Annotated in this window: 14 protein-coding genes; 12 read left to right on the forward strand and 2 right to left on the reverse strand. The window is 58.4% G+C overall.

The window, feature by feature from the left end; translation table 11 throughout:
- The first annotated feature begins 453 nt into the window (after nucleotides 1–453).
- The 9 genes from NCT03_RS00090 (at nucleotide 454) to NCT03_RS00130 (ending at nucleotide 8757) form a co-directional block, all read left to right on the forward strand.
- Nucleotides 454–2175, forward strand: coding sequence for a hypothetical protein (locus tag NCT03_RS00090; RefSeq protein ID WP_250491608.1), 1722 nt, complete (start codon nucleotides 454–456; stop codon nucleotides 2173–2175).
- Nucleotides 2176–2224: 49 nt separating this feature from the next.
- The gene (locus tag NCT03_RS00095; protein ID WP_250491609.1) at nucleotides 2225–2395 is read left to right on the forward strand and encodes a DUF5993 family protein; all 171 of its coding nucleotides are present in this window, start codon (nucleotides 2225–2227) and stop codon (nucleotides 2393–2395) included.
- A gap of 64 nt (nucleotides 2396–2459) precedes the next feature.
- Nucleotides 2460–2981, forward strand: a complete 522-nt coding sequence (locus NCT03_RS00100) for a disulfide bond formation protein B (protein WP_250491610.1) — start codon at nucleotides 2460–2462, stop codon at nucleotides 2979–2981.
- Nucleotides 2982–3144: 163 nt separating this feature from the next.
- A complete protein-coding gene (locus NCT03_RS00105) occupies nucleotides 3145–3903 on the forward strand; it encodes a hypothetical protein (RefSeq protein ID WP_250491611.1) in 759 nt (252 codons plus the stop codon).
- A complete protein-coding gene (locus tag NCT03_RS00110) occupies nucleotides 3900–5156 on the forward strand; it encodes an HdeD family acid-resistance protein (protein WP_250491612.1) in 1257 nt (418 codons plus the stop codon). Before NCT03_RS00105 ends, NCT03_RS00110 begins: the two co-directional genes overlap by 4 nt.
- 27 nt (nucleotides 5157–5183) lie before the next feature.
- Nucleotides 5184–5753, forward strand: a complete 570-nt coding sequence (locus tag NCT03_RS00115; RefSeq protein ID WP_250491613.1) for a hypothetical protein — start codon at nucleotides 5184–5186, stop codon at nucleotides 5751–5753.
- Complete coding sequence (locus NCT03_RS00120; RefSeq protein WP_250491614.1) at nucleotides 5750–6484, forward strand: Lnb N-terminal periplasmic domain-containing protein; 735 nt, start codon at nucleotides 5750–5752, stop codon at nucleotides 6482–6484. Before NCT03_RS00115 ends, NCT03_RS00120 begins: the two co-directional genes overlap by 4 nt.
- A 259-nt stretch (nucleotides 6485–6743) precedes the next feature.
- A complete protein-coding gene (locus NCT03_RS00125) occupies nucleotides 6744–6974 on the forward strand; it encodes a hypothetical protein (RefSeq protein ID WP_250491615.1) in 231 nt (76 codons plus the stop codon).
- Between the two features lie 22 nt (nucleotides 6975–6996).
- Entirely contained in the window at nucleotides 6997–8757 is a 1761-nt protein-coding gene (locus NCT03_RS00130) for an alpha/beta fold hydrolase (RefSeq protein ID WP_250491616.1), read from the forward strand.
- Nucleotides 8758–9369: 612 nt separating this feature from the next.
- On the opposite strand, the gene NCT03_RS00135 is transcribed toward NCT03_RS00130, so the two are convergent.
- Nucleotides 9370–9693, reverse strand: coding sequence for a VOC family protein (locus NCT03_RS00135; RefSeq protein ID WP_250491617.1), 324 nt, complete (start codon nucleotides 9691–9693; stop codon nucleotides 9370–9372).
- A gap of 713 nt (nucleotides 9694–10406) precedes the next feature.
- Here NCT03_RS00135 and NCT03_RS00140 point away from each other — a divergent pair.
- The 3 genes from NCT03_RS00140 to NCT03_RS00150 all read left to right on the forward strand — a co-directional run bounded on the left by NCT03_RS00140 (nucleotide 10407) and on the right by NCT03_RS00150 (nucleotide 12068).
- Entirely contained in the window at nucleotides 10407–10793 is a 387-nt protein-coding gene (locus NCT03_RS00140) for a hypothetical protein (RefSeq protein ID WP_250491618.1), read from the forward strand.
- Between the two features lie 3 nt (nucleotides 10794–10796).
- Nucleotides 10797–11003: a hypothetical protein gene (locus NCT03_RS00145; protein WP_250491619.1), complete on the forward strand. Its 207-nt coding sequence runs from the start codon at nucleotides 10797–10799 to the stop codon at nucleotides 11001–11003.
- A gap of 765 nt (nucleotides 11004–11768) precedes the next feature.
- Complete coding sequence (locus NCT03_RS00150) at nucleotides 11769–12068, forward strand: hypothetical protein (protein ID WP_250491620.1); 300 nt, start codon at nucleotides 11769–11771, stop codon at nucleotides 12066–12068.
- 988 nt (nucleotides 12069–13056) lie between these two features.
- Here NCT03_RS00150 and NCT03_RS00160 read toward each other — a convergent pair.
- Entirely contained in the window at nucleotides 13057–14265 is a 1209-nt protein-coding gene (locus tag NCT03_RS00160; RefSeq protein ID WP_250491621.1) for a DNA-methyltransferase, read from the reverse strand.
- Between the last annotated feature and the right edge of the window lie 175 nt (nucleotides 14266–14440).

The following is a 14440-nucleotide window of genomic DNA, read 5'->3' on the forward strand; positions in this document are numbered from 1 at the left end:
GAGCCTAGCGCAGCAGAAGCTGCCGCAATCGGAGATGGACCCACGTCTCACTTAGGGTGTACGCGCTCATTTTGGCGACGACTCGTGATGGCCTGAGTCTTACCGGCGAAAGCCTGAACGGATGATCCGCAAAAATACTGAAGGTGGCTCAGTATTACTTCGCGCGAAGTGGCTCATTATTAATTTGCGCCAAACACCATGTCCATGCGCTCGCTCAGCGCGTTGCGCAACGTCTTGAGCAAGACGCTGGACGATGGCAAGCGCGAGCGGCGTTGAGCAAAATCTTCGATCCCGCAGCATTTGCCTCCTTAAGAAACGCCGACGAACTCTTACGCATTCGTTTCAGTTTTCAAGATCGTCGCCGTTATAGGTTCATACAGAACCAATCAGAGATGCAGCTGCTCAATGAAACTGAACGCGAGATCAAAGGCCCTCTTCGAACGCAGGCTTCGGTTGCCGGTAGGTATCGGCTTCATCGTTCTGACCGCAATCGTGTCGGGATGCGGCGGCTCAGACTCGACGCCCGCATCCGTCAACGCCGCGATGACCAACGCCCCGGCCAGCTGCCAATCGACCGCCGCAGTGCCCGACGTAACGGGCTATCCGGTCTTCCAGGTCGATTCACGCAACGCCGACATGTGCTCGGTCATCGCGCACTACAACGCCGGTTACGCCATCGTTTCCGATGGCGTAATTGATCCTTGGAACCCGGCCGATCAGGCCCCGATGTTCGCATCGCTCGATGGCGTGCAAGCCGTCGATCCCGCATCGGACAGCCTCGTGATCAATTCGGTACCCGCATCGTCCGCGCCGAGAACCTCGAGCGACGACGCGGCCAAGCAGCGTTTTGTGCTCGCCCGCTCGGTGGATGACAGCAATGCGCCGACCGAGTGCGCTTATGCCGGAAGCGCCGATACGCTCGACGCCCAAGTGTCCGACTGCCTTGCAACCTTGCGCGCTGCCCAGACTACCTTCGCTAGCGACACGGCTGTCTCCATCGCGAAATCGGCGGACTTGCGCGCAGTGAAAAAGGATGCGCAGACGCCCGGCTTCGCCATGCCCGATCCTACCGCGTGGACCTTGATCGGTTCCAGCCGCCAGACATACCAGCTGAACGCGCGCACCAACACCTATTTCGCCGATCAATCCACGGGCAATGTGCAACTGAATATGGCCGTGTTCCGTCTCAACTCCTATCTCAACGACGACTACTATCTCGTGCGCGCAATCTGGAGCGCGAATCCGCGCTCGAAAGGCAACTGCGATTCGCAAATCTGCGGCTTCTTCAATAACGACCACACCCTCGCCTTTAACCTCTCGGTGCTTCGCGGCAGTCAGACGGTCGCGGGCATCATTGAAGGTTCGGCTCCGCAAACCGTTCTTCGCAATAAGTCGCACGCCGAGAAAATCGGCTCGGGACTGAAGGTCGGCGATAAAGGTCCGGAAGTAAGCGTGTCGAGCGAAGTGGCGACGAGCTATTCCTACAGCGCCGTCAACGTGATCAACTCTTCGTCGGACGGGCAACTCAAGTTTGCGCTTTCGCACGCGACGTCGGTCGGCTTCAGCTTTGGGGGCGACCTCTTCGATGCCGATCCGACCACCGTCGGTGGCGTGCAGATGACAGCATGGGGCCTATTTCGCGTCCCGAACGACGGCACGCATCAGACCCAACCCGACGATGTGCGCGTCACTGTCAACGAAATGTCCGGCAACTTCGGCTACTTCATGCGGCCCGGCGTGTTTCCGATGAACGTGGCATTCAACCGGGCGTCGCTCTACGGCTATAGCAGCGACAAGCCCTATACGATCACCGTCTCGCCGCCGGTCTTCGACGTTAAGGTGCCCCTGGATGACGGTTCGTATCGGTCGGTCGACGTGGACGATCCCGCGCCTTTGCGTCTCAAACCGGGACAGACCACTACCATCGATGTCTATGCCGGCGACGCCTCGACGCCGTACCGGCTGGGCTGGCAACTCGTCGATTCCCCTTCGTGGCTGACGATCTCGACGGGCAAGGGTTCGCGGTACGCCGGTTACAGACGCGTCACGGTCAAGGTGGCCGACAACGCGACAGTCGGCTCGACGGACTACATCCGGTTCAACACCGCGCCTGCCGCCGCTGCAGCGTCCACCCGCAACGGACCGCTCGAAATTCCCGTGCTCGTCACGCAATAACGCCCGCTTCTCGCCAGCGCCCGCAACGGGCGATCGAGGACTTCACCCTATGTATATGTTTTTACCCTTCCTCCTGGCACTCGCGAACTGCGTGCTGCTCGGCCTTCCTCGTCTGCGCGCGCGCACTGGCTGGAGCTATGCCGTGTGGACCGGAACGGTGGCCGTGACGATCGCGTGGTTCTTTTATCACGCGACCGACCCGCTCAATTTCTCATTCTGAGGCGACGATGGACACACTCGACAGGCGCGACGCAGCGGGAGCATCGGGCGTCTGGAAACTGAATATGCTTGGCCTGCTCGGCACGACGCTCATCCTGTTGGTCGCCTTTTATTATCAGTTCGCGCATGGCGAATTACCCTGCCCGCTCTGCCTGTTACAACGCGCAGGCTTTATTGCGATCGGCATGGGCTTCTTGTTCAACGTGCGCGTGGGCGAGCGTGGTGTGCATTACGCGATGGTTCTCGTCGGCAGCCTCGTCACCGGATTGATTTCGATGCGGCAGGTCTCGCTCCATCTGCTGCCCGGCGATCCCGGTTATGGCTCGACACTTTTCGGCCTGCATTTCTACACGTGGTCGCTGATTGCGGCACTCGCCACGGTGAGCTATGTCGCGCTGATATTCGTCGCGAAGGATATGGCAAGTAGGCGGAAGAAGGTTCTGGCGACAGCCGGCAACGGCCGGGGCGCGCGCGCGGCGTACCTGGTGTTCGTCGTGTTGATCGGCGCGAATCTGCTTTGCACCGTGCTCGAGTGCGGAGCCGGTCAATGCGACGACAACCCCATTCACTATCTGCTGCTCAGGTAGCACGCGAGACAAGCCGCGCGACGCAGCAATTTCCACCGATCTGGCGACGAAGGTAGCTTAGCGCTCAAGTTCTGCCGTGATGCTCCGTTAGAAGATCATGAAGGCCGCAGCATCCGACACGATGTCGCGGGCCGCATTGCCTAATTTGGAAGCGCTCAACATCATGAAAAAGGCAGTATTCGCCGACGCCGTCGGCGGCGTCGTCCTCACCGTGTTCGTTACCGCCGTGCTGACCATGCTGCACGCGCAAGTGGGCGGAAATCACGGTATTGTGAATTTTCTCGGCAGCGCGGAATTGCCGATCGTCGCCTCCGTGCTGATGCTCGATTCGCTGCGCGAGGCCATCGGCTCGATCTACGAGGGCGAGCATCGCCAGAACATATTCGTCGCCGGCATTGTGTTGTTCGTGGTTGCGCTGCTGCTCGCATCTAAGGGTGTCGATATCGAAGTGGCGCGGCATCATGCGCTGGAGAGCGCGGTATCGTCCGCCATCGGCGCGCCGGATGCAAACGGCGCGCATAACTGGCTGCATGGCGCCGAACAGGCGTTGCCGTTGCCCGCGTGGATCGTGCCCGCCAACGTGCTTGTATGGGTCGCCGCGATCGGCGTGTCGATCTGGAACCGCGCGCTCGCCATCGGCGAAAAGGCGCATTCGATCTCCGCCCAAAACGTTCATGCCTTCGTGCGCCTGCTCGATGCAAGCCGCCGGGGCGATGCTGTCATTGCCTCGCTGCTCGAAGACGAACGCCGCGCGCGCGTGGAACAGGAAAGCGATGCGTTGAGACGCGATCCGAAGCGCCTGCGCGCCGTGCGCTTGCGTCACGCACGCGCGATCGAAGCGCTGCAAATGTGCCTGCGCCGCGAAATGGCTGACGCGCACGACGATTTCAGTTCCCCAATCGCAGAGGGCGTTGCGAAATGATCCAGCTTCTGCTTCATCTACTCGGCGCGCGATACATCAGCCGCCATCTGCGGGCACTGCTCCTGCTCGGCACGGTGTGGCTCGGTATGGGCGCATTCGTGGTGGCCGACGCGCTCGACGGCGCACTCTGGTTCCCCCTGCAAAGCTTCGGCGTGCTGCTGGCGGCCGAAGGCGTCGCGGCGATCGTGCTGGCCAAAAGCGGCCTGTCGCTCCAGACACGCTTTCGCTTCGCGAAAGGCGTGATCGGCGTGCTGATCGGCGTGCTGGTAATCGCGCGTCACAGCTATTCCGACTTTCTCCTCGCGATGATCTTCGGTGCGGGCTTCGCGCTAGAAGGCGCGTTGCTGATCGCGGCGGCGTGGATGGTACGGTATCGCCACTGGCGCTCGACGATCGCGCTCGGCATCGGGAGTATCGTGCTGGCGATTATCTTCTTTCAGCCGTATCCGACGCATTACCGCGGCACGGTGCCCTATTGCATCGGCATGTGGATGGCCGTCAGCGGCCTTCGCATGATCTGGCTATATCTGCGGCTGCGCAAGCAGGTCCGCGCCGAAGCGGCGCAAGTGTCGGTCACCGCCACATCCAATCCCGAACCCATGATCGTCCATGTCTGGACGCCCGTCGGTTCAGCGAAAAACAAGGCGCTGAGCCGTCCCGTGGTCGATCGTTATATCGCGGCCGTCGATGTCGACGGCGTCATTTCGACCGGCCATGCCGCGCTCGAAGCAAGCGATCTCTATTTGAGCCTGTATCCTGCCGTGGAAATCGACCGGTCGCCGGATGAATTCGCGCGTTTGCTGCGTGCCGATGCCTCCAATAACGTCCCTGGGCGCTATCTGCCAAACTATCCCGAAGAAGCGGCGGCTTGGTGCGAGTCGACCACACGCATTTCCTTCCGCCGTTTCGACGCTGCGCGCCTCGAAGCCTTCGCGCGCAGCTACAAGGCGACTGAAATCTATAACCTCACCAACCGCAACTGCTCAAGCACGGTGGCTGAAGGCATTGAGGCTGCGCTCGAAGGCACGGCGTACCGCGAGGGCGGCTGGATGGATGCGTTTCGCCTGATCGTCACGCCCGAGATGTGGATCGCCGCCCAGCTTCGTCATCGCGCGCACACGATGGCGTGGACGCCGGGACTCGTGCTCGATTACGCACGCGCTTTACGCGTGGTGACGCATCCGCCGGCCATCGGCTGGTTCGCGCTGACCATGCTGAGCCTGAGACAGGCTCGCCGTGCCCGCCGCGGCTGAATCGCCAGACCACAGGCGACACGCATCATGGAGAAGTTCACTCACGTACGCATTGTGATGGGCATGATCGTCAGTCTCGGGCTGACGCACATGCTCAAGGGCCTGAGTTCGGCCATTCAGCATCCGTCGCGAAGAAATATTTATCCGATTCATATGGCGTGGGTCGGGTCGCTGATCCTTAACATTCTGCAATTCTGGTGGTGGGAATTCTCGTTGCGCGAAATTCCGGTGTGGACCTTCGGCATCTATCTGTACCTTATTTTCTACGCGTTTATCATCTATCTGATGAGCGCGATGCTATTCCCGGATTCCCTGCGCGACTACTCGGATTACCAGGACTATTTCATGTCGCGGCGCGGGTGGTTTTTTGGTCTCGCGCTGGCTGAAAGCGTGATCGATATCGGGGATTCGTATATAAAGGGCGAACTGCATGTGGCCGGCCTCGGCGATATGTATTGGTGCAAAACCGCGATCTTCGCCGTCGGCTGCCTGTTTGCCATGCGCACGCGCAATCAGGTTTTTCACGTCACGTTCGTCGCGCTCAACGTGATCTCGCAGTTGCTGTTCGTTGCGAACATGTCATGGAGTCAAGGGTGACACGTTCGGGACCGTGGATCGAAGAATATGCCCGCACGCCCTCTGCCATTTGGCAGGGTGACAACGTTCGTATTCGCAATATCCGCCACTTCGAATACCGCACTCGCGACGATTACACGCCCGCATATTTCGATGCCGACTACGACCTGGGGCGGCTGCATAGTGTCGATCTGGTCGTGTCGCGCTGGGCGCATGATTCGATCGCGCATGTCTTCTTGAGCTTCGGTTTCGACGACGGACGCTATCTGTCGATATCGATCGAAACACGCCGCCGGACCGGCCAGCACTACTCGACGTGGAAAGGCTTCTTCAGGCACTACGATCTGATTTACGTCGTCGCCGACGAGCGCGATCTGATCGGCGTGCGCACCGATGTTCGTCGGGAGCGTGTGTGCCTGTATCGCGCCGATGTGAGTCCCGAGACCGTGCGCGCATTGTTCAGGGACTACATGCGTCGCGTGACCGTGCTGAACGAGCGTCCCGAGTACTATCACACGCTCTTCAATAACTGCACGACGAACATCCTTCGCCATGCACGCACCGTTGCGCCGCACCTGCGCTATAGCTGGAAAGTGTTACTGAGCGGACACGCCGACGACTATAGCTATCGTCTCGGGTTGCTCGGCCGGTCCTGTTCCTTCGACGAACTCAAACGGCGCGCGCTTATCCTGCGTCCCGACGGTGCCCGCATCGGCGACGACTACTCGCTCGCAATCCGGGGCGCGCGTTGAGCATGCTCTCCGCCGCCAGTCTGTGGCGGAGCCCCGACGATCTGCAAGCGCGTCACGCCGCTCCGTCTTTGCGGGTCGCAAAGAGCGGGATTGTCGATCACGCACAACGGCGACTTTAATAACAAGCGCAACGTACTAGACCGCCTGCCATAGATCGGCGGGGTGCCTGCACGCACCGGTTCACTGTGAAGAACAAGGTCGCACCTGCAGGCAAAGGGGCCCTGCCGGCGCACGCGACGTTCACGCCCGAGGCAAAACCATGGAGTGGGGCACTCTTTATCAAAGCTTCCAATTGGCTACTAGACGCTTTAGTGACGAACGTCGCGCCGTCAGAACGATTCCGCAAAGTTGGCTATTCGAGAGATTTATTTCAACGCCTACAACAGTTTTCGATTGGCTTGCCGTTAAAAGAATCTTGTCAGGAAAAGCGCAAATTGCCGAAAAAAATGAACAAGAACACACGAACATATCAGTTGCTCGAGCGGCTTAAGAGTCAGCTTTCGGAGGCGCCGGTGTTCAACCACGTCCGCGCCCGTACGCTGCTCGTCGCGGCATCGTTCGGCTTGGCTGCACTGATCGCCGGATGCGGCGGCAGTGACGCGCAGCCCGATCCTCTTGCCTCCTACAAGACGCAGCCGATACGCTGGTCGCCATGCACCGCCAGCGAAACCGATGAGCTGCCGCCGCTGGAGGTCAGCGCGCTGGGCTCCGACCTGACCTGCGCGCAGATCAACGCGCCCATGGACTACGCGCATCCCGCAGCGGGCGACATATCCATCGGCGTAATGCGCGTGGCAGCTGCCGCGCCGAAGGAACGTGTCGGCGCGATTCTCTTCAATCCCGGCGGCCCTGGTGGCGATGGCTTTACCCTCGGCGCGCTGCGGGCTGGTCTCGCGCGGCTCGTCAATCCGGCGAGCGGCGGCTATCGCGGCCTATACGACATGTCGCGCAAGTTCGACTTCATCGGATTCTCGCCGCGCGGCGTCGGCCATAGCACGCTGCTCGAATGTTCGCTCAACGCGCCGCTCAAGCATGTCAACTGGCTGCCGAATGATCTGAGCCAGGCGAATGTGGATAGCGCGCTGTACAACGACAAGCTGATGGCCGATGCATGCCGCAACACGCCGATCACGCCGTTCATCAACACGGACGCTACCGCGCGCGACATGGACATCATCCGCGCTGCACTGGGTGACCAAAAGCTTAACTACATCGGCTATTCGTACGGTACGCTGCTCGGCGCGTGGTACGCGTCGCTGTTCCCGGAGCAGACCGGGCGCTTTCTGCTCGACAGTTCCGTCGATTACGAGCTGCCGCTTCCGCTGCAGTCGCAAGCCGTGGCGGAGCAAAAGCTCTACGACGATCTGATCTCGCTCTACGCATTGACGAAGGTGGATCAGGTCGCACTACCGAACACGCTCGCCGGCATTCGCGGAATCTTCACGAACGCGCCGGACTGGTCGCGCAGCTATCTTCACGAACAACTCTATAAGACGATGCCGTATCACGAAGCCGTCGACGGCACGGTCGTGGTCATGACCGCAGCCTATGCAATCACGCAGGCGAGCGCTACGCAGCCGACGCCCGAGGCGTATGGCGCCGCACTTTCGAATTACATCTACTTCCCGAACGACAGCGAACGAAACGAAGCGGCCAAATCGCTTGCACTCGGCTCTTATCCAGCCTACGTGGAATCGCTCACGCATGTCTACGCTGCAACCGCGGCGCCGACCGAATGGGTCAACATGGCGGTGCATTGCTCAGATGCGCCCGTATCGACGAATCCGGCGTTCTGGGTGAGCCGCGCAATGACGATCACGCGTGAGGCGCCTATTGCCGATAGTTCTGACCTCGACAACCCCTGCATGTTCTGGGGTCCGGTGACGGTGACCAAGCCAGCCTTGTCGAGCGCCGCGAAATCATCGTCGCCGATGCTTATGCTGCAGTCCGAGAATGACATGCTGACCCCGCTCTCCGGTGCACAGGCGACGCTTGCCCAGCTTCCTTCCGCAAGCATGATCCTCGTGAAGGGCGAGTATTCGCACGGACTCTTCCCGTATGGCACGGCCTGCGTCGATACGAACGTCGCCAATTACTTCCTGACGGGCGCGATGCCGCCGCGCGACACGGCGTGCGCCGGCAACATCCTTCCAGGCACAGACGCGACCTCGACGGCATCGGTCAAGCGCGCGTCGGGTGAGGTGTTCACCGATCAGCAGCGGGCTCAGGACCTCATCGATCGCGCTCGCCGGATCATTAGGCAGAATGGTTGAGCGTCATACGAACTTGACCTTCTCGTCGAGATTATTTGAACCTTCACTGCCCGATCGCCCATGAACCGCGAAAGTGCATTCCGGGAAAAAGCCTGAAAGTGCAGATTCGTTGGAAGCTGCACGAACGCGCCCTCGGACTGTCTCGGTCGTGGTTTGAAACTCCACCATGTCAATTGCGAGTCCTCGATCCCACCAAGGATTCGCCGGAAATGGCGCAACATCGCCTTACCTGCGGACGTCATCGATAGTTATCACCGATGACGTTCAAGCAGAGGAACCGACAACATGCCGCCAATGCGACTGCGGCGACTAAGGTAGCGCTTTCGCAGGCGGCGTATGGTGCCTGAATATCGGTTTGCCGGATCAAGGTGTGGCAGGGGCGGCTTCGTTCGACGGGTCCAAGAAATTCAGCAGCATTCTTCAGTTGAGCGGTCATTCGAACGGCCTCAACGACACGTTGCTCAATGGCCACACCGCCGAAGCCAGTCCTATATAGGGCGGCCGGTGCAGTCGACCGTCAATTAATCACTTCAGACAGCAGCGCCCCGGGGCCTTCCTCCGACCAGGCCTGCACCGGTCAATTACGACCTAATCACGACACACTGTAGCTATCTATACCTCACGATGGCGCACGGGAACGCCATAAGCACTGACAATGCGAGCGTCCTGCTCGGCGGCCGAGAAGAACTCCCATTCGAGTCCGTTCACGTCGGTGCTGCTCGAATACCCTTCTGCGGTGTCGTCTTCGAACCCCACGTGGCGTAATTGCCCCGCCTGCGCAGGTTTCTCGTTGATCGAGAAGTTGAGCAGATCCGTGCGCCACATTGCGTACTGGCCTGGTACGACGGCGAAGGGTGGGTGTCCCAGACGACGGCTGTAGTCCAAGATCGATTCGTCGAGGTTCGCAACAGCCAACGCAATGTGAAAACGTCTCATGATGGCCTCGTCTTGGGGTTATTCGATTGGATTGCCCGCCCATAGTATCTACGGCACGTCGACCCAAACAGTTCAGCAGCTATGCTGGTATGTGCGTTACCCGTGTGTCAGCTACCGCCTTTCCACAACACGACGACAATTTGAAGGCTTCGATTCGGGTGGCCGAAATGGTCGACGGACTAGACTGCTCGCACGGTGGAGCTTCCTTGCACGCAGCGCCCCAATCCGCGCACCACCGATGTGCTCAAGGCAACGTGAGCACAGCGGCTCCCCGATATTTGAACCGACCGTCGGCGTTTCAGCAATGCGGCCTACAAGCGGGCGGTTGCGATTCGCGCTTCGGACGCGTTGCTCGTCGCAAACTGAACTCTCATCGCTTTGAGCGGGACATCCGCGCTAAAAGTCTCGCAAGGGCTGCTCTGCAACTTCAAGCTGTCGTTTGCTGAAGGTGATTTGAAGCGAGCAGGGGGAGGGGGGATCAAAAGCCTGAGGCGGTTCGCCCCGGGACCGACCGTTCCGTCGAATTTATACATCCACAAAATTCTAGTTTGACTCGCTACTTGTAAATCTTTGATTAAAATAAGAACTGCGTTTCGCTTCTGACGAATTTGCTCAAAATTTAGGCGGAAAAAATTGAAAAAGCATGCTCGCGCGAGCGGCAGCTCAATGGGTTCATACAGCGCGACATCGCGCGCATTTGGAGAGAAGTAGTCATGGCGCGTCCACGCACGCCAGCCAAAGTTTTGGAGATGCGCGGCTCGTACAAACGGAATCCGAGCCGGCGGCGTGAAGAGCCCGACGCTTCCGGTCCTCTCGGCGATCCGCCTGCGTATTTTTCTGGCGCCGAGCTTGCCGCATGGAACGACATCGCGAGCGGCGCGCCACGGGATGTACTCACAGCCTCCGATCGCATTACGGTCGAGCTCGCCGCGCGGCTGCTAGCCGATTCGCGCGTCAATTGGGCGGACTTCACGGCCGCTAAGCTGGCTCGCTTGGAGGCGATGCTCGGGAAGTTTGGCATGTCGCCCGCCGATCGATCAAAGGTGGCGGTTGGCGGGAAAAAGAACGCAGACAACCCGTTCGCTCAATTACTTGGATAGACCATGGATCAAGAACAAGAGATTGCACGGCTGCGGGCACTCGTCAATTACGCAATCGTCTCATTGGAAGGTGCAAGCGTGATGCTTACGTCCGCCGAAGACATCAGACAGGCGCCTTTGCGCGAGATGTCTGACGCTGTAGTCGAGGTTTTGGAGACGAGTGGCAAGAAGCTCCATGAAGCGCTGGGCAATGCCAAGACAATAAATTAATGCGTCCATAAATCAGCTCCTAGCGTGTTTGCCCTCGCTGCGTTGCGCCTTTACCGGCCCGACGAGAGGGTCGCGGCTAAGGGGGAGGGGGTAAGGAAACCTTTGAAGGTCCGGCTCCGGACAGATCGCTCCGTCGAATTCTTACTCCTGCGAAAAAAAATTCAGGAGTGGTCGGAGAGGGTTGCCACGGTACCGGGCCGCCGCAGAAGACCCAAGCCGACGGCGCGAAAAATCGCCTGTCATCTACAGCGAAGACTGCAAGAAAGGTTGCGCACGGGCGCCTTCTGATCGATAACGTTTGTGGACAGCCGTCTGCCAACCGGTAAGCGCGAATGTCGTGCGCTGCATCGATCCATGCGATCGGTGCTTTGTCGCCGGAATGAACCAAGCCCGCAACGCCCTAAAGCGTGCTCACCGCGCAGACGAGAACAAATTGAATTCCATTCGATGCTGACGGTGCAGATGATCATGAGAGCTGTCCCCATGAGTGCTTTTCTTGGCGTATCTGAAAGCGAAGAACTAAAGGACTTTCGCAGGCTTGCGCAGGAAGAATGACCAATTGTCGAAGTTACTGCAAAAGCGCACGTAGTTGACGGACTCAGATTGAATAGGCCAGATCTTGCGTCTTTTTGTTGATACCGTATTCACGGCTTCATCGACTGCGATCTGATTTCGATCGCGCTTGTCGCTGACGATGGCCGCGAGTTCTACGGTGAGCGCTCGGATTACGACGATGCGACCTGTACCGCCTTCGTGCGCGAGGCGGTGATACCGCAACTCGGCCAGCAGCCGGGCCGGGTCTTCACGCGTGACGCCTTGCGCGCCGAACTACTCGCGTGGCTGGCTGAGTTCGACGGCGAGCAAGAGCGCATGCTGTGCTTCGACTATGCGGGCGACTGGGATCTGTTCGTGGATCTCGTCGGCGATGTGCCGGAGGGCTGGTTGGCGTGCCATATCGGCCAAGCGCTGTGCCCCGAACGCTCGGAAATGTACTTTCGCGAGCATGGTGGCCGGCATCACGCGCTGCATGATGCGCGCGCGAGTCGATATGCGATGCAGGACTGACCGCACGCTGCCGATGCGTAACGGTCCGGTTTTGGAGAGAGCTCGACCGATACTACGGCACGAAAGGTCAAAACTTTTGGGGTGACTCGGCGGGCGCCGCATCTCGAAAGGTCAGGGTTTCGGGGATGACTCGGCCGACCCTGCATCGCGAAAGGGCTGAGCTTTAGGGATGGCTCGACCGGCTCTGCGGCGCGAAAGGTGAAAACTTCGGGATGACTCGGCGGGCGCCGCATCGCGAAAGGTCAGGGTTTCGGGGATGAAGTTTTTGTAAAAAAAACTCGGCGTGAAGCCCGTTAGAACGGTCATGCAGCATGGAGCCAAGTTGAAAGAAGTATTCGTTACCGTGTTTTTCGTTTCGCTGGCGGCATAGGCCAATGCGTCTTCGGCCGATACGCCCTCGAAACAGGCCGCCGATAGGCTCTATAGCAACCTGCATAGGCAATCCCTCGCACCCATTAAACCGTCCAATCCGGCTCCGCAATCCGGTGCAGAATCGAGCAAGCTGACGAAGCAGCAAGCTGCAGACAGGGTCCACGGAAATATCCACAGCTACAGCATGAAGCCGCTCAACAAATAACCGAGCTGGATTGCGGGGATGACCGGCGTCGCCATGCGGAGCGAAGCTGCTGTTGGTATGTCAGACCGTCATCCCTCTTGTCCTCCCAAAACCCAGATACATCAGCGCCACGTGCGTGTCTGCGTTGCGCAATGTATGCTTCGATGGCGTCACGAATGACAGTCGCGCGAGGACGCTGCTGCGCCTCTGCAATCGCCGCCAAGTTATTGACCTGTGAATCAGGCAGATCAACCCAAAAGCAAAACGCGCTCGCACGGCGAAGTTGGGGCGCATTGTCACCGCTAGTGGCGGCAAGCAGAGGGTCTCAGTGGCGCGACCAAATAACCTCCCAAGTTGGCCTGAATGCCGCAAGCGCAGCTCTGGCTGATCCGAGTTGGAATTTCGGTCAAACGCCGGTTCGCAAGGTGACTGTTAAGCAGCCTTCACCACACGTGGTCGGCGAATCTGCATCGTCACGGACTCAATCTTGCGATCGTCATCAAGCACTGCCGATGCGTTTCCTGAGCGGGCTGCTCCACCGTCGGCAAAAAACGGAGTAAGGCTTTCGTCCACGGGCACTCCACATGGCGCGGGGATCTCATAAGATATTTGCCGATTCTTTGATTGCGTCGCTTTCCCGCGCGCGGTGCCGCTGAATCTTGCTTTCGCACCATGCAAATATTCGCGGTTCATTTCAACGCACACCCACTTCCGCTTTAATGACTCCGCCACCATGCCAGTCACGCATGATCCGCCGAACGGATCGACTACAAGATCTCCTTGATCGGTCAGCATACGAATAAAATATTCAGGAAGCAGCGCGGGAAACCTAGCCGGGTGAATTTCTCGATTATTTGCCCGACAAAAATCTTGATAAACACCATTTGATTCAGTGTTTGCTATAGCCAGCAAGTTTGGTGGAACGGCGCCGCCATTATCTTTTTGAAATTTTGTTGAGATATCATGACCGGACGGCCGCATTTTGGCCGTGTAGCCATTTTTTAGCAAATCTTTCATGGCGCCGGAATATGGAGCCAATACTCTGCGATTATTTGCTTTTGGAAACGGCGACGGCGATAGCCACCATATCGTATTAACAGCATCTTTAACCCGAACTCGACGAACATTCACCCATTCGGCCGGCGTCGGCAGTTTGGCGGGGTTCCACCAATAATGCTCTTGACAAAGATGGAATCCATATTCACGGCAAAGCATTATCAGGAGTTCGAAATTATAAAGACTTCTCGTGGGTAAGCCCGGCTTCCACGCTCCACCAATGTCGATTACCAGTGATCCAGTGTCTTTTAGTACGCGTTTAAAACCCTCTGCGAAAGGCCTAAACCAATTGCAGTAAAGATCTGCATCCTCATTACCATAGGTCTTCTTTCTGACCAAGCCAAAGGGAGGGCTGGTCATAATTAAGTCTACGCTATTGGGCTTTGCGTGATCATGCAGCCAAGACAGCGAATTTCCTTCAAATATCGTACCGTGATTTGTGAGAAGAAATTCACTCAAATTTGCTCCACCGTCGCCGGTGCGCGAGCGACCGTCAGTTGGCTTTGACTCTGCATGCTGCCGATGAAGGTGTCTTAAATAGTCAGAAACCGATTTCAAGCCCAGCTTCGAGGCGGCCTCTTCCATCGCATGTCTTTCTGACTCTGTTAGCCGAATCGAAGACACGCCGCGTCGCTCAGCTACAGGTGGACGTACCATCTGAGATTTCCTGTGGATTACATTATTGACCTAGGTTTACGTATTACATTTTGCCGCAAAGGGCAACCGCACGCAACTCAAAGGCGTGCGACATGCATACGGC

It is taken from the genome of Caballeronia sp. GAWG1-1, assembly GCF_023631465.1.
In the GTDB taxonomy this organism is placed as follows: Bacteria; Pseudomonadota; Gammaproteobacteria; order Burkholderiales; family Burkholderiaceae; genus Caballeronia.